Below are 25,053 nucleotides of genomic sequence, written 5' to 3'. Positions count from 1 at the left end.
CGATAGAATGCCAGACCATGAATGCTCCCCAAATGGTTTCGCAGCTTCGCGCACGTATCGAATCGATTTTGCTGGTCGCGGACAATCCAGTCACGGTAGATGCATTAGCGTCGGCACTGGGGGCGGAGCTGGGAGACGTCGAGAAGCAGCTCGAGGACTGGTCCGAGGAATGCGAACTGCGCGGCAGCGGGATCGACGTTCGGCGGACAGCTGAGGGGTGGCGACTGTACACGCGACCAGAATACGCAGACGCCGTGGAGGCATTTCTGCTTGATGGTGCACAGACGAAGCTGAGCCGCGCGGCAATGGAGACACTTGCGGTGGTTGCATATCGCCAGCCGGTGACACGCACGCAGGTTTCCGGAGTACGCGGCGTCAACGTTGATGGTGTGATGAAAACGCTGACGCTGCGAGGGCTCATTGCCGAGGTTGATCCAGACGAGTCGACCGGCGCGCACCGCTACGTCACTACCGAGCTCTTTCTTGAGTTGCTGGGCATAGATTCACTTGAGCGACTGCCGAACCTGGCGCCATTGTTGCCTGAGATCGACGATATCGAGGAAGCATGGTAAAGGCTGCTACACTTGCGGTCGTTCGAAGAACTGTATAACTCGCAAAGAGAAAAGGACTCAAGATGAATCCTCCCGCTCGCCGAGATGGCATACCGGAACAAGGAAAGAACGAGCCGTTCTATCCTTCGTATGCGAAACCGGCACGTAAACAACATGTCAAGCGTGACAAGCGCGCCAAGGTTGCCAATGAGGCTCCGAACCCACTCGATGACAACTGGTGGGACGACGAAGAAACAAAGCAGCGCAAGAAGAACACCGACGGGATCCGTCTGCAAAAAGTGCTCGCACAAGCAGGCGTCGCGTCGCGACGGCACTCTGAGATTATGATTGATCAGGGGCGCGTTGAGGTCAACGGGAAGATCGTTACCGTCCAGGGCACCCGTGTGAATCCGAACGTCGACGTGATTCGAGTTGACGGTGCACGCATCAATGTAAACGAGGACTTGGAGTATTTCGCGTTTAATAAGCCGCGCGGAGTACACACAACCATGCAAGATGAGCATGATCGCGCCTCTGTTGGTGACTTCGTTGCTGAGAGAGTCGCTGCAGGTCAGCGTCTGTTCCATGTCGGGCGTCTCGACGCCGACACTGAAGGGCTCTTGCTGCTTACCAACGACGGCGAGCTTGCAAACCGCCTCATGCACCCGCGCTACGAAGTTCGAAAAACGTACTTGGCCACGGTACTCGGCGAGTTTAAATCCGCTGATGCTAAGCAGTTGCGCGACGGTATTGAGCTCGATGATGGTGTGGCGAAGGCAGACTACGTGCAGATCGTCGATGTGCACAATGGTCAGTCGATTGTTCGCGTCGAACTACACGAAGGCCGCAAGCACATTGTCCGTCGGATGCTGAAAGCAGCTGGTTACCCGGTACAGCGTCTGGTGCGAACGAAAGTGCACACGGTGCAGCTCGGCGATATGAATCCAGGATCGATGCGCGCACTTAACTCATCTGAGTTGGCATCACTGTTCAAGGCGGTGGGGATGTAAATGGAGGAAACGATGTTGAGTAACCAGCCAGATAATGGTCTGCTGCTCGCAGTGGATGGGCCGTCGGGTACTGGCAAGTCGACAATGTGCCGAGCGTTAGCCAAGAAGCTTGACGCAAAGTACATCGACACGGGCGCGATGTATCGAGTTGCGACGTTGGCGGTGTTGGACGCCGACGTGGATCCGGAAGACACTAGTGCAGTCATCGCTGCTACTGCTGATCTGCCGATGGAGGTTTCCGACGACCCCGATGACAAGGCTGTTATTTTGGGCGGCCGGGACGTCTCCAACGTGATCCGAGGGGCGGAAGTAACCAGTGCAGTTTCTGCTGTTGCCGCGATCCCAGAGGTCCGTGAAAATTTGGTGGCCCTGCAGCGTCGCCTCGCCTCTGAGGCGCATCGCGCCATCGTTGAGGGCAGGGACATTGGCACCGTAGTTTTGCCAGATGCACCGGCCAAGGTGTACATGACGGCGTCAGCCCAGGTGCGTGCACAGCGCCGGTTCGACCAGGACACAGCAGCAGGCCGCAAAGTAGAGTTTGAAAAGGTGCTAGCAGACGTGGAACGTCGTGATGCCCTTGACTCCTCCCGTGAGACCAGCCCACTGAAGCCAGCTGATGACGCATTGATCGTAGACACCTCTGAGATGGCTCCTGAACAGGTGCTGGCGGCCCTCGTCGACGTGATTGAAAGGAGCAGCAAATGACCACAGGAGATTCCTTTCCACAGGATTTCAATGAAGCTGACTTCAACGATGCGGATTTCGGTGAGGCGGACTTCGGAGATCTCAACTCCGCTGAGGAGTACACCGAGGAAGAGTGGGCAGCCGTTGAGGAAGCGTTCGGCATCTTCAATCCTGACTACATCGAAGAGGCCCTACCGACGGTGGCCATCGTTGGACGCCCAAACGTGGGCAAGTCCACACTGGTAAATCGATTTATTGGGCGTCGTGAAGCCGTGGTCGAAGACCACCCTGGTGTGACTCGCGACCGGATCAGTTACATTACTGACTGGGGAGGGCGCCGTTTCTGGGTGCAAGACACTGGTGGCTGGGACCCGGACGCGAAAGGCATCAACGCGGCTATCGCGCACCAGTCGGAAGCTGCTATGGAAACTGCAGACGTCATCGTTTTTGTGGTCGATTCCCACACCGGCATCACGATGTCAGATGAGGCGATGGCTCGCAATCTGCAGCGTTCCGAAGTTCCAGTCATTTTGGTCGCGAACAAGTTTGAGTCCGAGTCGCAATGGGGTGACGTTGCTGAGCTGTACGCGCTCGGCCTCGGGGACCCGTGGCCAGTCTCAGCATTGCACGGTCGCGGCGGCGCGGATGTACTCGACGAGATTCTGCGACTGTTTCCGGATGAGCCGCGCGCGAAGGACTCCATCACAGATGGCCCACGCGCAGTTGCGCTGGTTGGACGCCCAAATGTGGGCAAGTCGAGTTTGCTGAACAAGCTTTCCAAATCGAAGCGCGCCGTAGTCGACAACGTTGCAGGTACCACTGTTGACCCTGTTGATGAACTGATCCAGCTCGACGGCAAACTGTGGAAGTTCATCGATACTGCCGGGCTGCGGAAGAAAGTCAAGAATGCGCAGGGGCACGAGTACTACGCCAGCCTTCGTACCCGAGGCACCATCGAGGCAGCGGAGGTGTGCGTCGTGCTTATCGACGCCTCCCAGGAGATTTCTGAGCAGGACCAGCGAGTGATCTCCATGGTGCTTGAAGCAGGCAAGGCGATGGTCATTTGCTTCAACAAGTGGGACTTGATGGATGAGGACCGTCGTTACTACTTCGACCGCGAGTTTGATGAGATGGTCGGGCACCTCCCGTGGGTGACGAAACTCAATATCTCGGCAGACACTGGGCGCGGGCTGCACCGCCTGGAGCCGGCGATGGAGGAAGCACTTGAGAACTGGGATCGTCGAATCACCACGGGACAGCTGAACAACTGGCTGCGCGATGCGATTGCCGCAAACCCACCGCCGATGAAGAACAACCGGTTGCCGAAGGTCTTGTTTGCCACCATGGTTGGCACGCGCCCACCGACAATCGTCCTGTTTACCACGGGGTTCCTAGACGGCAGCTACCGCCGCTACTTGGAGCGAAAGTTCCGTGAGCAGTTCGGCTACCACGGCACGCCGATTCGGATCGCAGTTCGTGTGCGTGAACGTAACCCGCGGCGTCGTAAGTAGCATTATCTACGGCCGTACAGGAACGCGTCGGTCCTGTACGGCAGTGGTATAAGTTGGCCAGGATCGAATCCGAGGCGCTCATGCAGGTACCAGGTGAGGTTGTTCGTCATTTTGTCCCGAGTGCGCTGGTTTGCGCGAAGCCAATAGGAACGGGTCGCCATGAGCGTGAATAGCTGATCCGTCCGGATCGGTTGAATCCACGTTGTTCGTAGTTCCCGCTTGAGGTGCCAAGGCTCGAAGACAGTGGGGTAGAAGCCTTTGGTAAGCACATCGCCAGAGTGCATAATCTTTGCCAGACGTAGTACCCACGGATGCTCCACTTCGAGGGTGTTCCAGCATAAGAGAAGTTCGCCGTCATCTTTGCTGATTCGGGCAGCTTCTGCGCTAGCGAGGTGTGGGTCGACCCAGTGCCACGCTTGGGCGAAGGTGATGGCGTCGAAATGCTTGGGTGCTGATGCGGTGCACTCGGCGGTTGCGCGCCATACTGGAAGCTCTGGGTGTCGGGCGTGCAGTGTATTCGCCATGTCTGGTGAGGGTTCACAGCAAGCAACTCGGTGCCCGGCGGCGTGCAGTTGTGCAGCAAAAATTCCGGTACCGGAACCAACATCTAAGACAGTGCGGACGACTCCGCGACCGGCAAGTAGCTCAACTACTGAGTCCGGATATGACGGTCTGACCGCATCATAAGTGTCTGCGCCGACTGTGAACGCGCGTGACGAATTCAGCCGGTGCTCACTGCTGTGAAACAGTGGTTGGTGCTTTCCGCTTGGCTTCATAATCAACTAACCTAACAACCTGTGACTGTCAGGAGAATCCGCGAGTGAACATTTCCAACACGATGAACCGGCGCTGGTCGTTGCGTACGGTGCTGCTCGCTGTGCTGCTTGGCTGCGCAGTCATGGCTGGCTGTAGTGGAGACAACGAGGAGCCGGAGGCAGCCGATGCGCTGCCGAATCCCCTGCGTACAGTGGACAACGGTAGTCGGCCTGACACGGTTGCGGAAGTCGAACCGTGGAGCTCTGCATCAGTCGAGTCACGGACGATCCCGGCTGGGGGACTGCAGCGCGAGTACATACTCTCGCTACCAAAGGGTGCACAGCAGCGAGAAGGTTTGCCACTCATACTCGTATTCCACGGTTACACGAGCACAGCTGCGTCGATGCAGCGCACGACGGGCCTTAACAACGCGGACGCGGTTGTGGCGTACTTGCAAGGTGTGAACAAGGCGTGGGCGCCAGCACCGTATGCAAATACGAACGCACGTCAGGACCTGGCATTCGCTGACGCCGTGCGGGCGCAGCTACAACAAGAGTTTCACACCCAACCTGCTCGTACATTCGCCGCAGGCTTTTCAAATGGTGGAGGGTTCGCGGAGTTCCTGAGCTGCCAGCGGCCACAGGATTACACCGCAGTGGCGACTGTGTCAGCCGCCGTCTATGACGCGGTGCTTGAGGGATGCTCGGCGATCCCCGTCAAACGCATCGACATTCACGGGACCGCTGACAGCGTCATTGACTACAGCGGAGGAACCCGGCACAAGACGCACTACGCTGGTGCCTATCAAGACGTTGAGCGAGAAGCTCGACGCAACCACTGCAAAGCCACTGACGAGGAGGCGCCGAAACCAGAGTGGTCAGAAGCACTGCCCGGTGTAGCAAAAGCTGAATGGGTCGGCTGTGATGCGGGGCTTGTGCATTACAAAGTGGATGGCGGCAAGCACGAATGGCTTGGGCCTGGTACTTCGCCGGCATCGAATTTGCCGATCGGTTTTGCCAGTGAAGCAGTACTGGAATTCTTCGGAATAGGGATGCAAAAGTGACTTCGGAAAAGTTGTTTCATCGCACCGCTGTGGTGGTGTATAACCCGACGAAGATTCGCGCTGCGGTTTTGGAGCGCTTTGTCGAACTCTACGCTGACCCTCGCCGCGAAATTTGCTGGGTACCCACGACAAAAGAGGACACGGCACTTGCTGGCTTCGCGACTGCACTCACCGAGGACGTGGACGTGGTACTCGTCGCGGGAGGTGACGGTACTGTCCGCCGCATCGCTCACGTCCTAGCAGACACCGGCATCAAGATGGGGATTATCCCAGTTGGTACCGGTAATCTACTTGCGCGAAACCTTGGCTTGCCATTGGATCCTGAGAGCGCGATACGCCGTGCGTTTACTGGAGAAGAGCACGCTGTGGACCTTTGCGAAGCCACAGTCACTCGGCGCGACGGCTCGCAGGAGACTTATGGGTTCACAGTCATGGCTGGAGTGGGCCTTGATGCGCAGATGGTTGAACGTACCAGGGAGGAACTAAAGCGACGCATAGGTCCGCTGGCATACATCGGCGGGATCGCACGATCGCTGGGCGGTGGTAACAGTGTGGAGGCTACCGTAACCGTCGACGACCATCCCTCGAACAGGCGTCGCTTGCACACCATGATTTTCGGCAACTGCGGTGATTTGGTGAATAAAATCCCGCTGTTCCCCGATGCGCTCCCCGACGATGGCGAAATTGATGTCGTGGCGATGTCTCCGCGTGGACTTATCGGATGGTTGCTGATTGGCCTACGCATCGTGTTTAACACTCTGCGTGCACTCCTCGGTGGCGGGTGGCAGGGTATCCCAGCTCCGCAGATGGATTATTTCAAAGGACACACGATAAGCGTTTCTTTCGCTGCCCCCGAAGTATTCGAAGTTGATGGCGACACTATCGGGTCGATCGAAGCAGCCACTATCCGGGTGATCCCACAAGCGTTGGTGCTGATGCGATAGATTCCGCTGCAGGGCCAATAGGGTTTCGGCATAATGGCGACATGATCTACTCATTTGAAGGTAAAACCCCGAAGATTCATCCGTCTGCATTCGTGTCCGATGAAGCCACGATTATCGGTGATGTCGAAATTGCCGAGGATGCCAATATTTGGCCCGGAGTGGTGATTCGTGGTGATGTTGGCGCGATTCGAATCGGTGAAAGGGTCAACGTGCAAGATGGATCAGTGCTGCACGTTGATGAGAACGGGAAGACCATTCTCGAAGCCGACGTGACCATTGGCCACCTTGCTATGGTGCACGGGTGCCATATTGAACCTGGGTGCCTAATCGGCATGAACGCGACCGTGCTGTCCGGGGCTCGCATTGGCAAGGGGAGCATCATCGCCGGTGGCGCAGTGGTGCTCGAAGGCCAACTGATACCTGAATTCTCACTCGCTGCAGGCGTACCGGCGCAGGTCAAGCGTGAGCTTGAGGAGTCAACTTACGCTGCGCGTGAACGCCACGCAGCCCTTTATGTTGAGTTGGGGAAGCGCGCGGCGAGTGGGTTGGTACCGGTAGAACGCGCCGCAACTGAGTAGCTTACGAAAACTAAAACCCCGCTCAATCAGGAGTTTCGCCTGGTCAAGCGGGGTTTTGTTGATAGTTGTCGGACTGACAGGATATAACCCTGCAAGTACCCCTAGCTGGGCAAACGCCACAAAACGAGAATCAATTGCCCACATCCTGCCCACCAAGTCGGGCATTCATCGAGTCACGCAACACCCCAAGGTCCTCCGGGAACAAGTCGGCGTACGTGTCCATCGTCATGCTCGCCGTGGCATGACCAAGCTGATGCTGAACCAACTTGACGTGCGCCCCGGATTGCACCATGAGGCTCGCCGCCGTATGCCGTAGATCATGCAAGCGCATGTGCGTAGGGAACGTGTCGTCAACTTCGTGGGCACGTTTCTTCGCCCCGTCATACCAGGAGCGTCCCCGTGGGCGTTTCATGTAGTCGCCGTCGGGGCCGGGGAAGATCGGGGCGTCGAGAGGACGTTTGGCAATGGCGGTCTCGATGTAGTCTGCGGCGAGGTCGGGAACCATGATGGTGCGAGACTTACCAGACTTCGGCCTACCGATTACCAACTTGCCCTGGATCATGGACGCGGTTTGCACAACGTGCAGCTCGCGGCGCTGGGGGTTGTAGTCGCGTACGCGTGCGCCTGCGCATTCGGCCCACCGGACGCCGGTGAGTCCGAGGGTGTAGATGATGCCGGGGTAGGTCGATTTTGAGGCCAGTAGTTCTAGTTGGGGCCAGGTGAGGTAGGTGTGTTCGCGGAAGTTTTTGCGGGGTTTGGTGATGCCTTTGGTGGCGTCGTCGCTGTAGCCGTTGACGGTGAGCACTCCGGCGAGGACGGCGAGGTTACGGGTGGCGACTGACCAGGTGAACTGTTCGCCGGTGATCCATTGCTGTACGAGTGCGCGGGTGATTTCGGATGGTTTGGTGCGTCCCCACCTGGGCAGTACGTGGCCGTTGAGTGTGGTGGTGTAGCCGTTGGCGGTGCCTTTGGCGAGGCGGCTGAGTGATGCGAGGTACAGAGGGGCGAGATCGTTGAGGGTGGGTTCGTTCTTGCCGCCGAGGGTGACGTCGCCGGTGATAGTTTGGGCTTCCCACTGGCGGGCAGCGGTTTTGGTGATGAAGCCACGCTTGTCGGTGCGGGTGCCGTCGGGGCGTGTGTAGCGGACGCGCCAGCGGGTTTTGCCGGACTGTGTTTTGTATGCTGATATACTCACGTGTGGGGGGATACCTTTCCTGGGTAGGGATTGTGTGACTGTAGGGCGCTATTTTTGGACTTCGTAGCGCCCTACTTTTATGGGTTTTTGCGGGTGCGCGCTTGTGTTCGCCATTCCACAACGTCGGGGAGTGGTACTTCGTTTGGGTCGTCAATGTCGTTGCGTTCGCGCCACTCGATTGTGTGGAGTGCGGTGGAGATGAGTACTTCGGGGCGCACCATGAGTACGTCGCAAATGTCGATGAACTCTTCGATAGTGGGTGATTTGCGCCCGCGTACGTAGTTGTTGAGCTGTGTTGATGAGATGTCGGCCTGGCGTGAGAGGTCGCGCTGTGTCATTTCTCGCCGTGCGAGTTGTTCCCTGATTAGGGAGGCGATTTCTTTTCCGAATGGTCCTGGTGTGCGTCGTGGTGATCCTGCCATGTTTCACACCTTACATCCCCACCTTGCCGCACCTTGCCGCACTTACCCCCACTTACCCCCACTTTTGTGCAAAGCTCCCAATAATGCTCTAGATTCCTAACTAGGAACACGAAAGGAGGACAGCATGGCAGCAATTTTCACCACCGACCAAGTGGCAGACAGGTTCCTAGTCTCACGTTCAGACGTCGCCTACTGGTGCAGGGCCGGGCTAATCAAAACGCTCCCACGAAACGGGCGTAGGCGATGGCTCATACCGGCAGAAGAAGTCGAACGGCTAGAGCGCGAAGGCACACCACCTTCCCGCCGAACACTCGAAGCAAGCTAACCAACACACCTACAAGGAGATAGACATGTACGACCCCCAGTACGAGATCAGCAAGATCAGTGACCGCTTTGAAGACCTCGATTTCAATGAAAGCCTGCCTGATGAAGTTGCCAAGGCTTTGGCGAAGGAACCCCAGATCCGCCTCAAGATGGCGATGGGCGTGGTGTACAGCGCGATAATTGACCTCAATGACACGCTGACCAGTGTGGAGGCCGCAGAGAATATCCAGAAGGACCTTTATGAGTTTGTCGCGAGCCTCACCATGCACGCGACTGAACTCCCGGAGCGCGCAGAGATAATCAATGACGTGACCAAAGACGACCCGGAACGCGCAATACGGATGGTCAAAACCACCATTGTCGAAGCGCTGGCAAACTCCGTCATTAAGGAAGCGGACGAGCACAAGGAGGCAGACGAGTGCGAGTAAGAGTACTTGACCCAGAACTGACCCCATTGCGCGCACACGATACGGACGCCGGGCTGGACCTCAGAGCGTCGAAACGGTTTGTGCTCGAACCAGGCCAGCGCATGTTGATCGGCACCGGCGTGGAGATTGTTGGCAAACCCGGCACCGTCGTAATCCTCAAACCCCGCTCAAGCCTTGCCGTAATGGGCATCGACGTGATGGCGGGCGTGATCGACGCGGGCTACGAAGGCGAAGTCAAAGCTCTACTTATCAACCACTCGGACGAGTTGATTGTCGGTACCCGCGGGGACCGTATCTGCCAGGCAATTCAGCTCGACCTCACCGACGAACCAGACGTGTTCGAGTACCCAAGTAGGGACGACGAACGCACATTTGTAGAGAAGTGGGCAAACAGGAAGTCGAAAACCATCCGCGGCAAGGGCGGCTTTGGAAGCACGGGGGCAAAATGAGTGCGATAACAGCAGGTAGGGAACTCACCCCACAAGAGATGGCGAAACCGGGAAGCAAACGCCACACACAGATGGTCACATCCTCGAAGGTGGCGTCGATGCTACGCGACGAAAACGGTGACTACCTCGGCATAGGCTACGACAGTGCATACGACATGTGGTCAGCAATGGCCGGGCAAGGCGAACTCGACCGCACCGGAATGGAAGACATTTTTAGGTACGGCCACGCCGCGGAACGGCTTGCACGATACTGGCTGCAAGACGTCCAACCGGAGTGGCGATTCAGCCCCGGCGAAGTCGCCTTTGGCCACCACCCAGACCTCGACTTCCCGCACCAGGCCACCCTCGACATGCGCGCGTCACGAGGGCGTGCCCGCAAGATCATTGAGGTGAAAGCACCAAGGGTGGACCGTGGGGTGGAAGACAACTGGCGTGTGCAGTGCGTGATGAACATGGGCGTCAGCGGTATCCACGAGTGCCAGCTGGTCATTGTCCCCATGTATGGGCCGGTGGCGATCTACGACGTCGAGTGGGACCCGGAACTGTTCGAGGTGTGCGTCGAAGACGCCCGTGAGTTCTACCGTCGTGTCGTCGAGATGGACGCCCCACCGCACGAAGGGTCGGCACTGTGGCGCGAACAGCAGGGACGCCTCCACAAGAAGGATGAAACCGCAGACCCGGTAATCGCGGACGGTGACCTGGTGCAGCGTTGGCAGCAGGCAGTCCAAGACCTTGACGCGGCAGAGCGGAAGCTTGAAACCGTCAAGAACGACATTGTGGCCGTCATGGGCGACGCCCCGTGTGTGAAGTCCGAAGACGACCGGCGGATCGTCGGCAGGACAGCAGGCCGGTTCTCGCAGCGCCGACTCGCCAAGGAGTACCTGGAAGACGAGTCGCTGTTCAGCCTCAAATTCGACTCAGCCAAACTCAAGAAGCAACACCCCGACGTATACGCGCAGGCGTGCGGAACGGCTGGGTACACGTTCAATCAGAAGGAGTGGAAGTAGACAATGGGCGAGATAGAACGCCAAACAGCAGCCCCGCCAGCAGAAACAATCGCGGAGGTGGCAACCAACCAAACCGCCATGCAGCGCCTCGAAGAATATGCGCGCGCGTGGACCTCGGCAGCAATGATTGCCGAAGGGCTGGCAAAGACTGATTTCGCAGGCCCGTTCAAGAACAAGCCACAAGACATGGCGGTGGCGATCCTCAAGGGGGCCAGCCTCGGCATCCCGCCGGAGTCTATCGGCAAGTCAATCTACGTGGTGCACGGCACCCCGGCACTGTACGGCAAGACCGCGCTGGCGATTGCCCTCCAACACGGATACACGACGGAAACACTGGTGGACACGCCAGAGGAAGTGTCGGTTGAAATGACGTCGCCAACAGGCGAAACCATGACAGTGACCTACACGATCGAGCGTGCAGAGCGTGAGGGCCTGGTGAAGGCGAACTCGGCGCAGTACAAAACCAGGCCGTCGAAGATGCTGTACTGGAAGTGCATAGGGGAGCTTACCGACCGCATGATCCCGCACCTTACGGCCGGTATGCCAGTCAAGGAGGACTGGGAGCAGTCGGACAGTATCAAGATGCAGGCGACCCGCCTTGATAAGCCGAAGGGTAAGGGCAAGTTGGAAGCGGCGAAACGTCGTAAGCGTAAGCCGGTTGAGTCGCCGGTCGTGCCCGACAACGTAAGCCCGGAAGCAGCGAAGCTACTCACGCAGGCCGCAGACGCCGACACGGATGGGCGACGCCAGCTGTGGCGTGACGCCGACAGCTTGCCAGACAACGAGCGCGAGTACGTGCGCGCGCAGATTGAGCACATGGGGGAGTCGGATGCCAACGCCAACGATTGAGCTTGAGGGTCGATGCGTCAAGGAGCCGAAGTGTGGGGTGGATCGTAACGGCAACCCGTACATTTTCGTGCGGGTGGCGTGCTCGGACAGTCGCAAGACCGATACCGGGTGGGAGACGATGCGTGAACTGTTCGTGGATGTGGAGTGGTTCAGGTGCGATAAGACGATGCGGATACCGCAGGTTGGTGACTTTGTGCGAGTGTTTGGGCGCATGTATGAGACCACCCGTGAGCACGAGGGTATTAAGTATCGTGACGTTAAATGCGATGCGTACTGGCTTAAGGCGTACGAGCGGAAACAACCGTCAACAACCCAAGGTTGGGGCGGAATTGTAGAGCAACACGAACAACAGCAGCGGGCGCAGCAGTCACGGCAGCAGCAGTCACGGCAGCAGCCGCAGGCGAGCGCGAGCACACCCCCGGCAGATCTGTGGGGTGGGTTCGGTAACGAAGACCCGCCGTTCTAATCAGGAATAAGTGTCCCTAGTTGGGGACACTATTCTTTTTTTGGTGCGACATGAAAGGAGCAATCGTGCCGAGGATACGCACCATCAAACCGGAATTTTGGTCAAGCCCCGACACTGCCGAAGCGTCGCTCATTGCGCGACTCACCTACATAGGCATGTGGAATTGGGCCGACGATTACGGACGGGGAACGCTCAGCCTCAAGGAATTAGACGGGTTCATCTTCCCGAACGACGATGTTTCCGCGCTTTGCGTAGGAAGTTCCGACGCTAGCGAAGGAAGTTCCTACACTTTCCGCGACGTTGTGCAGGAAGTCGTAGGAACGTTCGGATTAATCGTGTACGAGGTGGACCGGCGCACCTACTACGAAATTCCGACGTGGGAAGAGCATCAACGCACCGAACGCAAGGCAAAATCGAAATATCCTGCGCCAACGGACGGCGTGGACGTCACTGACCAGTGGAAACGCAAACAGTCAAGGAAAGTGTCGGAAGTTCCGACGGAAAGCGTAGGAAGTTCCGACGCTATGCAAGGAAGTTCCGGTATAGGAACAGGGGAACAGGGGAACAGGGGAACAGGGGAAGAAAAGACTCCCTCAACTCGAAACGCCTACCCCGAACCGTTCGAGCAGTGGTACGAGCTGTACCCGCGTCACGTAGGGAAAGCGGCAGCACTCAAGGCATGGAAACAGGCAGTCAAGAAAACCAGCCAAGACGAACTCAACGAAGCCACCCTCAGATGGGCGCAGGCGCACGAGGCCGCGGGAACAGACCCGAAGTTCATCCCCTACCCGGCGACGTGGCTCAACCGGGCGGGCTGGTCGGACGAACTACCAACCCCCGCACTCATCGAGACGGGGCGCAAACGCACCGACCTCGACGACTTCCTTGAAGCAACACTCACACCCGCGGGCAAGCAAGACCCGTGGGGTAGCCAACCAGTACCGTTGGAGGCGGGAACATGAAACTACTCATAGCCGAATCACGCGAACAGGCCCGAGCGGAGGGCTACGACGTCCACGACCCCACCTGGATCGTGGTCACGCCGGACACGAAAGTACTCGACGGCAGACACCGGGGGCTTGTCCGCGACTACACCGGCGTCACCGTAGTCGGCCAACCACAACTCACCCCGATACAGGCACACGCGCTCACATCCGGGCTACGTGGCAGCAGGCGTGAGGCTGTGGGCGAGAAAGTGTGGGCGTGCGTGGCAGAAGAGGGGTGGGAGCAGTGAGAACCCCCACCGACGCTGATGTGGCGCAGGCCGGAATAGTCTTGAAGGCGGTCAAGCAGCTGGACCCATATTTTGTCAACGCCGACGTCGCACTCGCACGAGGATGGGCAATGGTGTTCACCCGGTTTTCATACACCACCGAGGAAATGCTTGAGGGCGTCGTGGACTTCTACACCCACGAAACCGGCGGCAGGCACTGTATGCCCGCACACGTAGTGCAGGGCGCGAAACGCGCACGCGAGAGGGCGTTGGCGACTGATCCGGCGCGTCGTGAGGAGTTGGAGCGGAAACGGTTAGACAACCGCGACGCTAGAGACGCCCGTTTAAGGGCCGCAATTCCCACGAATGGACAAGTACCCCAACTAGGGTCAGAAAGTTGGCCAGCGGGGCAGGAAACGGCCGAAAACGCGGCACCAACGGCGGACAGTCAAACCGCAGTGGCGTTCGCAGACGAAATCAAGAAAATGCTCAACCGAAGGAAGCTATGAAAACCTGGACATACCAAACGATCACACTGGGCTACCAACGCCCACCACTGACAGCCAACCAGCGGATGCACTGGGCGAAACGTGCCCGCATCACGCGCAAAGTACGCGCCGACATGGCATGGAGACTCAAGGCCGTCGGCCTACGAAGAAAACCCCTGGAAAAGGGGCAAAAACTACGGGTACAGTTGGTGTACATTCCCGGCACCAACCGGCGACGCGACACCGACAATCTGTGGCCCACCCTCAAGGCCATCTGTGACGGCATCGTAGACGCCGGACTTGTCCCCGACGACACGCCAGAGTGGATGGAGAAACCCGAGCCGAAAATCGGGCCAGTCACCCCCGGCCTACGGCACCGTGTGCAGGTGAAACTTACCGTACTTGCACCTAACTAGGGACACTGTGTACAGTGGAGGATGCCCACAAGGGCAAGCGTGTATGTCATGGCGGAGATGACAGTGCTGGTAGGCCCCGTGCAGGAATGTACGGGGCCATTCCTTTTAAGGGGGTGCCGTGGCAAAAACATCCGGGCGCAAAGGCAGACCGTGGAGACGGTGCGTCGCCGAAGTCAAACGCCGGTCCCAAATCTGCTGGATATGCCACGAAGCCATAGACCTAGAGCTGGCATTCCCACATCCTCAGTCATTCACCGTGGACCACCTCGTGCCCCTATCCACGATGGCCGAAGACGACCCACGGCGCACCGACCCCGACTACTGTGCCCCCGCGCACCTCAGCTGCAATTCCTCACGCCAGGCAAAGACGGTGGCCGAAGTGCAAGCGCAAAAAGAAACACCCCCACTACACACCAGTCGAAAGTGGGTGTAGTGGGGGTGAAAACCTAAAGCTCAATGCCGTTGAGTTCGTCAATCTCAATCGCGCGCGCCCGGCGTTGCCGAAGGCTCTGCAAGATAACGCTGGAACAACTATGCGCAAGACTCAGCGCGAACAGTACAGCTTGCTCGCCCGCAACGGGGCAACCCGCAACATAGGTGTGTTGGATTGATCCCTCAGCGTCCCAGAACACAACGTCAGTCTGGTAGCGCGAAAGAATGGACGGCTCGACAACAAAATTCAGCCCGTGGGCGTGGTGTACGTGCATGATACTCCGAAAAATTGAATGGATACGGGGGCTAATTGCCCCACAATGGACCCACACGGGAAGAACTGCCCGCATGGGGTAGAACGTGGCCAGCTAGGGACGGGGTTAAAATCTATACCGCGACGCCACTAACACAAGGGGGGTGGGCAGTCAGGGGGTTATTCATCATCCGAGTAGTAGGCGAGGTAATGCTCCCGCGACCGCTCAAGGTACGTCTGCCAGTTTTCGCGGCCGAAACGGCGGTCGAACTCCGGCCAATCGGCAGTCGATTGAGTGTCAAAGTGTCGCCCCTTGTACCGTATGCCCAGGGAAACGCACGAATCTAAGCCAAGGTCCATTTTGGCAACGTTGAACTCGAACGACAGCACCGCGCCATCGTCAAGGTCCGCACAGCGCACCATTGAATCGGGGTCGTACGTGTGAATGAGGCGCCACTCAAGGGCAAGAAAATCAAACATGGGTAGAGGGGTCCTTTTCTAGAGGGTGTGGAAAATTTGGGCAAGCTCATGGCACATCACGCGCACATCGCGCATGTCTTCCACTTGCCATGCGTCGCACAGTGTCGGTTCAACACCGTCGAGCACGGTGACAGTCCAATACGGGTGGTGGCGGAAAATGATTACCGTCGTATCCCCACGCACCGCGTGCCAGTAACGCGCGTCCGGGGTGGAGTTGATGGAATCGGGGCGGATCACCCACCCACCATCAGCCCCGCACACGACGGACAGCACATGCAGCGGGGTAAGCGTGTCCACGTCAAGGCCACGCCACCGCATGTAGGTGTCAATGGTCATGCTCATGCTGGTAGCCTCACAGCCCCCATGAGGGAAACGATACGGCCGTAGGACTTGTACTTACGGAACTCAAGGCGCACCGGGACCGCAAGCCCCAGCGTGTCGCACGCGTCGCACATGGCTGCAAGGGTAGAGCTGCCGGGCTTGCCTGCAATGTAGAACTCCGCGCATGTGGCGTCGCCCTTAAGTGGCATGAACACCCCGATAGTTTCCTCATTGTGGACAAGTTCGATGGCTTGCCCGTGGGGGTGTAGTAACGTTTCGATACCGGCGTCGGTGGTGGCGTTACGTAGGGCAACTGCAAGCGGTCCGAGAGTCATGGTCATAGGTCAAAAACCTTTCTAGGTAGGTGAAAGTGTGACTGTAGGGCATATCGGATACCCAACTAGGAACACAGGTGATCCCGGTGCGCCTAGGTGAGTACCCGCCTAAGCGGGTAGCGGGTTAGAAACTGTTGAGGTAGTTCACGTACGAGCGTGCTATACGGTCCGCGTGGCTAGGCCCGATAGGGCTTACCAGCATGGCGTCCGGGGTGGCGTCCATTGACGCCGGTTCAACCACCCACCCCTCATCGGTGCATGTGAGGTAGGCCACCCCAAACCCGATAATTTTGGCGGCTTTAGCAACCTCAACCACGGGGACACACACCCAATTGAGGTAGGCGTTCCAAAGGGTGCCAACGGTGGCGAGCTCCCGGCCGGAAACAAAGTTGTCGGTTTCGTCGACGTCAACGGGCAAGGGGTCGCGTTTCTCGCGGTTGAACCATTCAATCGGGATAACCCCCACTTCGGGCGCTATCTGGAAAAGGTAGCCCGCGTGGTCCGCATGGTTCACAAAATTCATGGTCAAAAACCTTTCAGAGAGGCACCCGCGTAACACGCGGGCGGGGGGGTTAGGACAGTGTGGTAAACGTTATGGCCACGTTTTCGACGCCGGTAAACCGTTCGGCCAGTAGCCCGTGAACCGCTTCAAGATACGGCTCTGCATCGTTGCTAGGCTCGACGGCGGCTTCGCCATGCACGTCATAAGTTTCGTGGTCGCACACCGTGAGGTAGACAACACTCACGGCCCCGCGATCGCGCACAACCTCATGGTTAACGTCCATGAAAACAATCACGCGCGCCGGGGCGGGTGGTAGTGGCGCGTCCACGGTTTCGGGGTCGGTGTCGAGGGCGTTAGCCTCAACAATGTCCCAAAATTCCGCCTCATTCACGCCCATCATGTAGCGCGGGTGTGGCCCCACCATCACTTGTATAATGGTCCTATCTGCAATCGCGTCAACGTCATACTCGCTGGCAGCATCGCCTAACGGCATCACAATCTCCCGTAAAACTGCATCGTCACGGGTGGCGTAATCAATCATGGTAAGAGTTCCTTCCTTAAGGCAGAGTGTCCCTAGATGGGGAGTTTATTCTATTCCGCGAACAGCGCGGTAAGTTCCGCGTCCGTGGGGGTTGACCACCCATCGTCCCCAATGTTGTCGAACGCGACGCCCATAACCGACACCCCGGCGCTATCGTCGGCAGGCAGTTTCGTCACGGTCCACAGATAGTGGTTCATGCGTGCAGCATGGAGCTGTGCATCATGTACAGCTACATCGTCACCCTTAGCGCTTACCACGATGTAGCCGGGGCGTTGCGCCCTGGCGACATGAGTAAACATAGAAAACGTGCCCCAAACGATCCCCTAAAACTCGAATCAAAAACCACCAACAACCAGCACAAACACCACGACCACGCCCCCAGTATCGCCACCACACCCAAAAACAACCACCAACAACAACCACCACCCACCACCTGCATAAACACCACAACGACCCCGCAAAACCCCAGCTCAGAAGGCGAAAAGGGGTGGGGGAGGCCCCCTACCAGCGGAAACGGGAGATGCCTACGCCCAACCCCCGTTTTTCTCCCCGGCATTTTTTGGATGGAGGTTTCTGGTTAGGGAATTGGTACTGAGCTGTGGATATAGTTTCTGTATGAGAGTTCCTGAGCCGCCGTCTGATCTGGGTTTTACTGGCATTGACATGTGGAATGAGTTGTTGGCTGGTCGCAGTCTTGGTGCGACACAGTTGACGTTGGTGCATAACCTGTGCCGTACGGCTGACAACCTGGATGCGTTTGCGGCGCAGTATGCGGGGGAGTTGGTGGTGTTGGACGATACGGGCGCTGCGGTGGCGAACCCGTTGTTGGTGGAGTTTCGGCAGCAGTTGTTGGCGTTGCGGCAGATTATGAAGGACTTGGGGTTGATGGAGTTGGGTGATGCGGCTGGGGCGTCGCGTGAGTCGAAGTGGGATGCGTGGGCGGCGTCGAAGGGGTTTGAGACGCGGTGAGTGGGGGTTTGGTGTTGCCGACGCATGGGGTGCAGGAGCCTCGTGTGTCGTTGATGCCGCTATTTCATTCGTCTGTGGGTGAGGATGCGGTGTCGTGGTGCCGTGAGGTGGCGGGGATGACGTTGTTTCCGTGGCAGGAGCATGTGCTGTCCTCGTCGTTGGTGCGTAAGAAGGACGGTAAGTGGGCGGCGCGTGATGTGGGGGTGGTGGTGCCTCGTCAGAATGGGAAGGGCGAGATCATTATTGCGCGTGAGTTGTTTGGGCTGTTCATGTTGCGGGAGAAGAAGATTATTCATACGGCGCATGAGTTTAAGACGGCGAAGGAGGGGTTGACGAAGTTGCAGGCCTATATTGCGCGTTCGCCGGAGTTGTCGGAGTTGGTGGATGTGAAGACGGGCAATACTGAGCCGGGGGTGTATTGGCGGGCGAAGCGTCGTGGTGAGCCGTCGCCGCGGTCGATTCAGTTTGTGGCGCGCTCTGGTGGGTCTGGTCGTGGGTTTACGGCGGATTGTCTTATCTATGATGAGGCGTTTGCGTTGACGGCGGATATGGTGGCGGCGTCGGCGCCGACGATGATGCAGGTGCCTAATCCGCAGACGTGGTTGTTGTCGTCGGCGGGGTTTGCGTATTCGACGGAGCTTGCGGGTGTGCGCAAGCGTGGCATGTCGGGTGATCCGGGTGAGCAGTTGGCGTATTCGGAGTGGTCGGTGGATGAGGATGATTTTGATCCGGGTGATCCGCGGGGGTGGGCGCAGGCTAATCCGTCGATTGGGTACGGGTATATGTCGTTGGAGTCGTTTGATTTTGAGTACCGCAGGTATAAGGCGTCGGATAATGTGGCGGCGTTTGCTCGTGAGCATCTTGGGGTGTGGGAGATGCGGGCGGCGAATTCGGAGATTCCTGAGGGCCGTTGGCGTGCGGGGTGTGATGGTGATTCTGAGGTTCGGGATGATCGGATTGTGGTGGGGGTGGATGTGTCTCGGGAGCGTCGGGCGTCGGTGGTGGTTGCGGGTGCGTCGTGGGATGGGCGTGTGCAGGTTGAGGTTGTGGGCAATGGTGAGGTGGGTCCGTGGGTGGTAGAGATGGTGTCGTCGCTGGTGGATCGGTGGGATGTGTTGGGGGTGGTGTTGGATGCGTCTGGTCCGGCGGGGGCGTTGTTGTCTGATTTGTCGGAGTGTGGGGTGGAGGTCAAGCCGTTTGGGTCGCGGTTGGTGGCGCAGGCGTCGGTGTCGTTTAAGGAGAAGGTGCTTGCTGGCCAGGTGGTGCATTTGGGGCAGGATGTGTTGGATGCGGCGGTGTTGACGTCGCGTGCTCGCGGGGTTGGGGACTTGTGGGTGTTTGATCGTGTCAATGAGTTGGCTGATTCGTCGCCGTTGTTGGCGGCTACGATTGCGGTGAGTCATTGGGTGTTTTTGGCTGGGCAGCAGGCCCGGTCGTTGTCGTCGAAGGAGGAGTTTTCGTGGGTGTGGTGAGTTTGGTCTCGCAGATGTTGGAGTCGTTGGAGGGGGAGCGTGTGCGCCTGGATGAGTTTTATAGGTGGTTTGAGTTTCGCCAGCCGTTGCCGCCTTTGCCGCGCAAGGCGTCTGAGGAGCAGCGGGCGTTGGCGAAGAAGGCGCGTACGCCTCTGTTGCGGTTGGTGGTGGAGTCTACGGTGGAGCCGTTGCGGGTGGAGGGGTATCGTCCGTCGGCGGAGTTTGAGAATAGGTTGCGTGATGAGGGGGATCGGGGCTTGTTGGATAGTGTGCCGTTTGCGTGGCGTGCCTGGATGGCTAATGGGATGGGTGGTCGGCAGTCGCAGGTGTATCGGGATGCGGCGATTGCTGGGTATGCGTTTGTGACGGTGGTGCCTGGTGTGGGGGTTGGTGGTGAGGACATGCCGCGGATTAGGCCGGTGTCGCCGCGGCGGATGTGGGCGGAGTATGAGGACCCGTATGGGGATGAGTTTCCGATGCACGCGGTACAGGACTTAGGCGGCGGCAGGTTCCGTTTCTTTGATGATGTGCATGTGGTGGAGTTTTCCACGGTCAAGCGCACTGTTGACGGCAAGGTTGAGGAGTCGTTGGTGCAGGATGGGGCAGCTGTCGAGCATGGTGCTGGGGTGTGCCCGGTGGTGCGGTTTGAAAACCTTGTGGATAGTGAGGGTCGGTGTACGGGTGAGGTGGAACCCTATATTGATATTGCCGCCAGGTTCGATATGACACAGTTGGATAAGCTGTTGGTGCAGCGTAATAACTCGTGGAAGATTCTGTATGCGACGGGGATGCAGCCGCCGAAGGGAATGACCCCGGAGGAGCAGCAGCGTACGAAGGTGCGCCTGCGCCAGGACGATATGATTTTGGCGGGGTCGGATGTGAAGTTCGGCCAGTTGGATGAAACGTCGATGGCCGGGTTCCTCACGGCACTCAATGATGAGCTGGAACTGTTGTCGGCAGTGTCACAAACACCCACGTCGGTACTGTCAGGTGATTTGGTCAACCTTTCGGCCGACGCGCTGGCGGAGGCACGTGTGATGCACACGTTGAAGCTGGCGCAACGGATCACGAACTACACCGCCGAGTGGGGGCGCGTGCTACGTCTCGCGTGTGCTGTCGGCGGCATGGTTGAGGAGGCCCAGGACTACATGGCGCAGGTGGTGTGGGCTGAGATTGAGGTTCGTTCGCTGGCGCAGACGGTGGACGCCTATGGCAAGTTGGTGGCCCAGTTGGATGTTCCACCCCGCGGGTTGTGGGACAAGATTCCTGGCGTCACGTCGTCGGATACGGCACGGTGGGAGCGCCTGGCGTCTGAGAAGCGGGAGGAGGACTTGCAGATTGAGGCGGTCCTTGCCGACATTAAAGCGTCCGCAGATGGGGACAATGCACCCAACCAGGTAACACCGCCGCTATCGAACAACCAGGTCAAAACCACACTGCCCACCTACGAGAACATGGAGAAACCGTGGGCACGAGCAGCACGCGGAGGCAACCGCACCACCGAGGGCGTCAAGCGTAAGAAAATGACCCGGTACGGGCTGAAAGACGGCGACGGAGACGGGATCGTAGGAGAATAACCAATGGCACAAACACCAACCGGAAAAGCAATCACCGAACGCTACTACCGTCGAAACCGACGCCTCATGCTCAGCCTCGCCTACCTCATTAAGGCCATCTGGAAAGCCTTCGGTATCGACGGCGGGGGCGCTAAACCCGGCCTTGTTACCCGCATGATGGCAGAACTCTTCGAACTCATAGAGCACTTCCGCCAACTCTCACTGGCGCTGGCCCATGAGTACTTTGTCTCATACATCTCAATCGAGCACCCCACCTGGACACTCACCCCCGCCCGAGACAAGGACGGCAACCTGGTTCGTGCCGAATGGGCCACAATGGACGTCCACCTTGCCAAAGACCTCGACGACCTCACCGACACCATGCTTAACACACGCGTCGCAGAAATACCCGGCGCGACAGAAGCCATCGTTGATCAACGCACCTACGCCGACATTCACGACACAGACACCTTCCCACGCATCGCAAAGGTCATGGGCGACGAGTTTGCCGACAACCTCACCAGCCCCACCGACAAAGAACACACCACCGACAACACCACCGGCCACACCCCAGGCCACAACCAACCCCCCATAGCGCTTGCCCCAGACCCACACCCCCTCAACAAAAACAACGTCACCACACGCCTGACCATCAAAGGCCCCGACAACCTGACTAAACAAGCCAACAAAATACACACCCAAAACCTCGACGACCAGGAGAAAGCGCGCCGGGTGCAGGTGAAGTCGGATGCGTCGTGGGTGCGGATGGTCAATGCGGCGGGGTCGTTGGCTGATGGTGGTACGGGGTTGATTGAGCAGATGGCGGCGGATCAGAATATGGGGGTTGTTCGTGTGTTGGGGCCGAACCCGTGTGCGTTTTGTGTGGCGTTGGCGGCGTTGGGGACGGTGTATCCGAAGGGGGTGTGGGGTAAGTCGGATGCCCGGTTTGCCGGTGGTGGCCTGTCTGGTAATGCGAAGGTGCATGATGGGTGCCAGTGCAGGTTGGAGCCGGTGCCGTTTGGTACGCCGGATGATGCGTTGCCGCCGGGGGTGCAGCGTGCGCGTGAGTTGTGGGATCGTGCGGTGTCGATGATGCCGGAGGGTTATTCTTGGAAGGAGCAGTACAACAATTTTCGGCATCTGTTTAGGAATGGGGAGTTTGTGGAGCGGGATTGGGAGTTTGAGCGTCCGATGGCGATTAGTCGGCGTGAGGAATTGCGGTTGCGTGTGCCGTCGCTGATGATGCGTATCGCTTGGGATAAGTATTTGCTTGATGAGGGGATTGAGTGGAGGAAGTCACATCCACGGTCGGAGATTGAGGCTAGTGTGAGGTTTGCGCAGCATCAGTTGGAGTATGCGTTGCAGCAGTGGGAGAAGTATGGGTTTGGTGAGACTGATTGGGTGCGTGAGTATGAGTGGTTTGTGGAGCGTTGTGCTTCGACGGTGCCGAGTGAGGATGAGCGTAGGCGTGAGGGGGTAAGTTTCCGCCGGGATTTTCCAGGTAGTGAATGGTGGATATCGGAAGAGGTGGAGTTGCAGCGGGATTGGTTGCTAGAGCAGTACCCGGATGCCCGCGAGCATAAAGATAAGTTCTGGCGGTCCGATAGTCCCGTGCCGGTGTCGATGCCAGAGTTCGACTAGGTGCAAGCCCCCGACGTGTGCGGGGGTTTTCTTGTGTGCAGTGTACCTAGTTGGGTACTTGTGTTGTATTCTGGGGATACGCATGTGGGGCTGCGGTTTTCACCCGACGGGGGTTCACGGAATTGACGTTAGGAGACTGTCATGGAGAAAGAGTCTAATACCCAACCGGAAGCAGAAAAGGGCGGCTTTGTGCCACCGGCCTCGCAGGAGGCGCTGGACAAGATTATTCAGGAGCGTGTTGCACGTGCGACTGAAAATACTGAGCAGCGTCTGAAAGAGGACTACGAGGGCTACCTTCCGCCAGCTGAGGCTGAGGCGTTGCGCGGTGAGGTCAAGAAGCGCGATGCGCAGATTGCTGACTTTGAGCGCGAGTCGATTGCTGTTGACGCTGGCCTGCCGAAGGGGTTTGGCGTGCGGTTGCGCGGCGAGTCCGCGGAGGAGTGGTCGGCCGATGCGCAGACGTTGGCTGGCGCTCTGACGCAGGCCGCTGGCGGTTCGGCTGAGGTAAAGCCGGAGGTTGAGCAGCAGCCGAAGCCCAAGCGTGGCACCGGCGGCGGTGCGCCGGATGTGTTGGCTGGGCTTACCGGGAAGTCTCCAAGCGAGCTGGTAAAGAACATTCCACGAATTTAAGGAGTAAATTATGGCTGGTGAGCAGCATAATTTGATTAAGGCGGAAGCCTTTGCGAAGGTCGCAATTGGCCTGTTGGAGCGCGAGCTTGTGGTGGCGAACCTTCTGTGGCGTTGGTCGCAGGACGAGTTCACCGGCGCACTGGACGACACGGTGAACGTGCGTGTGCCTGGCCGTTTTGTTGCGAAGGATCGTGACATGCGTGCGACGGGTGAGGATCGCCGCATTAAGCTGGATCACCTTTCTGAGAACAAGATTGGTGTGAAGCTGACGAAGTTCCCGTACCATGCCACGTCGGTGACTGACGAGCAGCTGACCCTGGACGTGCAGGACTTTGCGACCCAGATTCTTGCGCCTCAGGTGCGAGCGTTGCAGGTCTACCTTGAGGACATGGCGGTGTCCACGCTGACTGGTGCGACGTACGCCGACGGCAAGCTTGATGATGCTGGCAAGCTTGTTGGTGCCGACAAGATCAAGGGCACGTTGAAGATGGAGGACTTCTACGGTCCTGGCAAGATGGGCGCGCACGCGCTGTTTAACCGTCTGCATACCCTGTTTACGTTGCGTAACATTCCGGCTGATGGCCGTGTTGTTGTCGCTGGTGCGGAGATTGCGGAGGAGATTCGTAACGCCCCGAACCTGGTAAAGGTCAACGAGGCTGGTGATTCGAACGCGCTGCGCGATGCGACGATTGGTAAGCTGTCCGGCTTTACCATCGTGGAGTCGAACTCGGTGCCGCCGAACGAGCTGGACGCCTTCCACAAGTCGGCGTTTATCCTGGCGACGGCCGCGCCTGTAGTACCCCAGGGTGCTGTGTACGGTGCGTCTCATTCGACGCCGCAGACCGCGTTGCGTTGGCTGCGCGACTACGACGCCAACTACGCCGAGGATCGTTCCATCGTTGACTGTTTCGCTGGTACTGGCACGGTGACTGACTTTGACGAAAAGGGCAAGCCACACTTCTTGCGCGGTATCAAGGTCACGGCTGATCTGGACAAGGTTGCTGATGCGAAGGCAAAGGCAGCTACCGCCACGGCACCGGCGGCTGGCTAGTAGGAAGGGCGTAAGGCGGCGTGAGCGAAGGTAAGGACTCCCCGATGGGTGTTGAGGCGTTAGCTACGGTTGAGGCGTTGGAAGTGCGTCTTGGCCGGTCGTTTCAAGACCATGAGAAACCGCGCGCTGAGGCGATCTTGCATGACGTTTCGGCGTTGGCATTGGGGCAGACGAAGGCGAAGTGGAATGTGGCGACGGTGCCGCCGGATGTTGCGGCGGTCGTGTTGTCGGCAGCGTTGCGTACGTTCAAGAACCCGGACCGCTACATCCAACAGCAGGTGGGTTCGTGGTCGGCGCGTCTTGACCGCGATGAGGTGCGCAATGGTGTGTTCACGAAGCCGGAGCTAGACGTTCTTACCCGTAATTCGCAGGACGCAGGCCTTGGCCTCTACGGGTTTGCCACTGTTTCGCGTACTCGTGATGAGGGCGGCAGTGGTGGTTCCGGCGACGTGGAGTATTGGGAGACGAACCAGCCTGGTTCCCCGATTCCGTATTCGGAGAAGCGGTGGTGGTGAG

General features: G+C 58.3%; 34 protein-coding genes. 24 read left to right on the top strand and 10 right to left on the bottom strand.

Annotated features, from left to right (window positions below; translation table 11 throughout):
• Positions 1-17: 17 nt before the first annotated feature.
• The 4 genes from scpB to der all read left to right on the top strand — a co-directional run bounded on the left by scpB (position 18) and on the right by der (position 3,756).
• Positions 18-572, top strand: a complete 555-nt coding sequence (scpB, locus tag BQ4436_RS11290; RefSeq protein ID WP_070362500.1) for an SMC-Scp complex subunit ScpB — start codon at positions 18-20, stop codon at positions 570-572.
• A 62-nt stretch (positions 573-634) separates the two neighbouring features.
• Positions 635-1,561 (top strand): pseudouridine synthase, encoded by a 927-nt coding sequence (locus tag BQ4436_RS11285; protein ID WP_070977088.1) that lies wholly within the window; start codon positions 635-637, stop codon positions 1,559-1,561.
• 12 nt (positions 1,562-1,573) lie between these two features.
• A complete protein-coding gene (gene cmk / locus BQ4436_RS11280; protein WP_070977233.1) occupies positions 1,574-2,266 on the top strand; it encodes a (d)CMP kinase in 693 nt (230 codons plus the stop codon).
• The gene (gene der / locus BQ4436_RS11275) at positions 2,263-3,756 is read left to right on the top strand and encodes a ribosome biogenesis GTPase Der (protein ID WP_070362498.1); all 1,494 of its coding nucleotides are present in this window, start codon (positions 2,263-2,265) and stop codon (positions 3,754-3,756) included. The genes cmk and der overlap by 4 nt, the downstream gene beginning before the upstream one ends.
• 2 nt (positions 3,757-3,758) lie before the next feature.
• On the opposite strand, the gene BQ4436_RS11270 is transcribed toward der, so the two are convergent.
• Positions 3,759-4,532: a class I SAM-dependent methyltransferase gene (locus tag BQ4436_RS11270; protein WP_070977085.1), complete on the bottom strand. Its 774-nt coding sequence runs from the start codon at positions 4,530-4,532 to the stop codon at positions 3,759-3,761.
• 44 nt (positions 4,533-4,576) lie between these two features.
• On the opposite strand from BQ4436_RS11270, the gene BQ4436_RS11265 reads away from it, so the two are divergent.
• From BQ4436_RS11265 to BQ4436_RS11255, 3 genes are read left to right on the top strand one after another with little or no spacing between them, the layout of a single operon-like run.
• Positions 4,577-5,575, top strand: a complete 999-nt coding sequence (locus BQ4436_RS11265) for a CE1 family esterase (protein WP_083329554.1) — start codon at positions 4,577-4,579, stop codon at positions 5,573-5,575.
• Positions 5,572-6,519: a diacylglycerol/lipid kinase family protein gene (locus tag BQ4436_RS11260; RefSeq protein WP_176754856.1), complete on the top strand. Its 948-nt coding sequence runs from the start codon at positions 5,572-5,574 to the stop codon at positions 6,517-6,519. Before BQ4436_RS11265 ends, BQ4436_RS11260 begins: the two co-directional genes overlap by 4 nt.
• 41 nt (positions 6,520-6,560) lie before the next feature.
• Positions 6,561-7,097 carry a gamma carbonic anhydrase family protein gene (locus BQ4436_RS11255; protein WP_070977082.1) on the top strand — a complete coding sequence of 179 codons (537 nt, stop codon included), beginning with the start codon at positions 6,561-6,563 and terminating at the stop codon, positions 7,095-7,097.
• Between the two features lie 130 nt (positions 7,098-7,227).
• Here BQ4436_RS11255 and BQ4436_RS11250 read toward each other — a convergent pair whose 3' ends face one another.
• Positions 7,228-8,292 (bottom strand): site-specific integrase, encoded by a 1,065-nt coding sequence (locus BQ4436_RS11250; RefSeq protein WP_070977080.1) that lies wholly within the window; start codon positions 8,290-8,292, stop codon positions 7,228-7,230.
• 77 nt (positions 8,293-8,369) lie between these two features.
• Positions 8,370-8,714 (bottom strand): helix-turn-helix domain-containing protein, encoded by a 345-nt coding sequence (locus tag BQ4436_RS11245; RefSeq protein WP_083329551.1) that lies wholly within the window; start codon positions 8,712-8,714, stop codon positions 8,370-8,372.
• Between the two features lie 124 nt (positions 8,715-8,838).
• On the opposite strand from BQ4436_RS11245, the gene BQ4436_RS12705 reads away from it, so the two are divergent.
• The 10 genes from BQ4436_RS12705 to BQ4436_RS11200 all read left to right on the top strand — a co-directional run bounded on the left by BQ4436_RS12705 (position 8,839) and on the right by BQ4436_RS11200 (position 14,354).
• Positions 8,839-9,039 carry a helix-turn-helix domain-containing protein gene (locus BQ4436_RS12705; protein ID WP_083329550.1) on the top strand — a complete coding sequence of 67 codons (201 nt, stop codon included), beginning with the start codon at positions 8,839-8,841 and terminating at the stop codon, positions 9,037-9,039.
• Positions 9,040-9,064: 25 nt separating this feature from the next.
• A complete protein-coding gene (locus tag BQ4436_RS11240) occupies positions 9,065-9,466 on the top strand; it encodes a hypothetical protein (protein WP_070977074.1) in 402 nt (133 codons plus the stop codon).
• A complete protein-coding gene (dut, locus tag BQ4436_RS11235; protein WP_070977071.1) occupies positions 9,457-9,915 on the top strand; it encodes a dUTP diphosphatase in 459 nt (152 codons plus the stop codon). The genes BQ4436_RS11240 and dut overlap by 10 nt, the downstream gene beginning before the upstream one ends.
• Positions 9,912-10,922, top strand: a complete 1,011-nt coding sequence (locus BQ4436_RS11230) for a hypothetical protein (protein ID WP_143000878.1) — start codon at positions 9,912-9,914, stop codon at positions 10,920-10,922. The genes dut and BQ4436_RS11230 overlap by 4 nt, the downstream gene beginning before the upstream one ends.
• Positions 10,923-10,979: 57 nt before the next feature.
• Positions 10,980-11,771 carry a hypothetical protein gene (locus BQ4436_RS11225; protein ID WP_218117857.1) on the top strand — a complete coding sequence of 264 codons (792 nt, stop codon included), beginning with the start codon at positions 10,980-10,982 and terminating at the stop codon, positions 11,769-11,771.
• Positions 11,752-12,237: a hypothetical protein gene (locus BQ4436_RS11220; protein WP_070977063.1), complete on the top strand. Its 486-nt coding sequence runs from the start codon at positions 11,752-11,754 to the stop codon at positions 12,235-12,237. The genes BQ4436_RS11225 and BQ4436_RS11220 overlap by 20 nt, the downstream gene beginning before the upstream one ends.
• Positions 12,238-12,302: 65 nt before the next feature.
• On the top strand, positions 12,303-13,199 hold the full coding sequence (locus tag BQ4436_RS11215) for a hypothetical protein (RefSeq protein ID WP_070977061.1): 897 nt from the start codon (positions 12,303-12,305) through the stop codon (positions 13,197-13,199).
• Positions 13,196-13,471, top strand: coding sequence for a hypothetical protein (locus tag BQ4436_RS11210; protein WP_070977059.1), 276 nt, complete (start codon positions 13,196-13,198; stop codon positions 13,469-13,471). Before BQ4436_RS11215 ends, BQ4436_RS11210 begins: the two co-directional genes overlap by 4 nt.
• Entirely contained in the window at positions 13,468-13,959 is a 492-nt protein-coding gene (locus tag BQ4436_RS11205) for a hypothetical protein (RefSeq protein ID WP_070977056.1), read from the top strand. The genes BQ4436_RS11210 and BQ4436_RS11205 overlap by 4 nt, the downstream gene beginning before the upstream one ends.
• Positions 13,956-14,354 (top strand): RusA family crossover junction endodeoxyribonuclease, encoded by a 399-nt coding sequence (locus BQ4436_RS11200; protein ID WP_070977053.1) that lies wholly within the window; start codon positions 13,956-13,958, stop codon positions 14,352-14,354. The genes BQ4436_RS11205 and BQ4436_RS11200 overlap by 4 nt, the downstream gene beginning before the upstream one ends.
• Positions 14,355-14,800: 446 nt before the next feature.
• Here BQ4436_RS11200 and BQ4436_RS11195 read toward each other — a convergent pair whose 3' ends face one another.
• The 7 genes from BQ4436_RS11195 to BQ4436_RS11165 all read right to left on the bottom strand — a co-directional run bounded on the left by BQ4436_RS11195 (position 14,801) and on the right by BQ4436_RS11165 (position 17,517).
• Positions 14,801-15,061 (bottom strand): hypothetical protein, encoded by a 261-nt coding sequence (locus tag BQ4436_RS11195; RefSeq protein WP_070977051.1) that lies wholly within the window; start codon positions 15,059-15,061, stop codon positions 14,801-14,803.
• A 158-nt stretch (positions 15,062-15,219) separates the two neighbouring features.
• Entirely contained in the window at positions 15,220-15,519 is a 300-nt protein-coding gene (locus BQ4436_RS11190) for a hypothetical protein (protein ID WP_070977048.1), read from the bottom strand.
• 18 nt (positions 15,520-15,537) lie between these two features.
• Positions 15,538-15,861: a hypothetical protein gene (locus BQ4436_RS11185; protein WP_143000877.1), complete on the bottom strand. Its 324-nt coding sequence runs from the start codon at positions 15,859-15,861 to the stop codon at positions 15,538-15,540.
• Entirely contained in the window at positions 15,858-16,181 is a 324-nt protein-coding gene (locus tag BQ4436_RS11180; RefSeq protein ID WP_070977042.1) for a hypothetical protein, read from the bottom strand. Before BQ4436_RS11180 ends, BQ4436_RS11185 begins: the two co-directional genes overlap by 4 nt.
• 118 nt (positions 16,182-16,299) lie before the next feature.
• Positions 16,300-16,698, bottom strand: a complete 399-nt coding sequence (locus BQ4436_RS11175) for a hypothetical protein (RefSeq protein ID WP_070977039.1) — start codon at positions 16,696-16,698, stop codon at positions 16,300-16,302.
• 49 nt (positions 16,699-16,747) lie between these two features.
• The gene (locus BQ4436_RS12295; RefSeq protein WP_070977036.1) at positions 16,748-17,218 is read right to left on the bottom strand and encodes a hypothetical protein; all 471 of its coding nucleotides are present in this window, start codon (positions 17,216-17,218) and stop codon (positions 16,748-16,750) included.
• A gap of 50 nt (positions 17,219-17,268) precedes the next feature.
• Positions 17,269-17,517 (bottom strand): hypothetical protein, encoded by a 249-nt coding sequence (locus tag BQ4436_RS11165; protein ID WP_070977033.1) that lies wholly within the window; start codon positions 17,515-17,517, stop codon positions 17,269-17,271.
• A 316-nt stretch (positions 17,518-17,833) separates the two neighbouring features.
• Between BQ4436_RS11165 and BQ4436_RS11160 the strand changes: the two genes are divergently transcribed.
• The 7 genes from BQ4436_RS11160 to BQ4436_RS11130 all read left to right on the top strand — a co-directional run bounded on the left by BQ4436_RS11160 (position 17,834) and on the right by BQ4436_RS11130 (position 25,052).
• Positions 17,834-18,187 carry a hypothetical protein gene (locus tag BQ4436_RS11160; protein ID WP_070977031.1) on the top strand — a complete coding sequence of 118 codons (354 nt, stop codon included), beginning with the start codon at positions 17,834-17,836 and terminating at the stop codon, positions 18,185-18,187.
• A 44-nt stretch (positions 18,188-18,231) separates the two neighbouring features.
• Entirely contained in the window at positions 18,232-19,659 is a 1,428-nt protein-coding gene (locus tag BQ4436_RS11155) for a hypothetical protein (RefSeq protein WP_143000876.1), read from the top strand.
• A complete protein-coding gene (locus BQ4436_RS11150; protein ID WP_070977025.1) occupies positions 19,647-21,236 on the top strand; it encodes a phage portal protein in 1,590 nt (529 codons plus the stop codon). Before BQ4436_RS11155 ends, BQ4436_RS11150 begins: the two co-directional genes overlap by 13 nt.
• A gap of 3 nt (positions 21,237-21,239) precedes the next feature.
• Positions 21,240-22,856, top strand: coding sequence for a VG15 protein (locus BQ4436_RS11145; protein ID WP_143000875.1), 1,617 nt, complete (start codon positions 21,240-21,242; stop codon positions 22,854-22,856).
• A gap of 141 nt (positions 22,857-22,997) precedes the next feature.
• Positions 22,998-23,486: a hypothetical protein gene (locus BQ4436_RS11140; RefSeq protein ID WP_070977019.1), complete on the top strand. Its 489-nt coding sequence runs from the start codon at positions 22,998-23,000 to the stop codon at positions 23,484-23,486.
• 10 nt (positions 23,487-23,496) lie between these two features.
• Positions 23,497-24,537 carry a phage major capsid protein gene (locus tag BQ4436_RS11135; RefSeq protein ID WP_070977016.1) on the top strand — a complete coding sequence of 347 codons (1,041 nt, stop codon included), beginning with the start codon at positions 23,497-23,499 and terminating at the stop codon, positions 24,535-24,537.
• A 20-nt stretch (positions 24,538-24,557) separates the two neighbouring features.
• Positions 24,558-25,052, top strand: coding sequence for a hypothetical protein (locus BQ4436_RS11130; protein ID WP_143000874.1), 495 nt, complete (start codon positions 24,558-24,560; stop codon positions 25,050-25,052).
• Position 25,053: the final 1 nt, after the last annotated feature.

This window comes from Corynebacterium sp. MC3 (genome assembly GCF_900099485.1).
GTDB lineage: Bacteria > Actinomycetota > Actinomycetes > Mycobacteriales > Mycobacteriaceae > Corynebacterium > Corynebacterium pseudogenitalium.
This window is presented reverse-complemented; position numbering and strand designations above follow the sequence as displayed.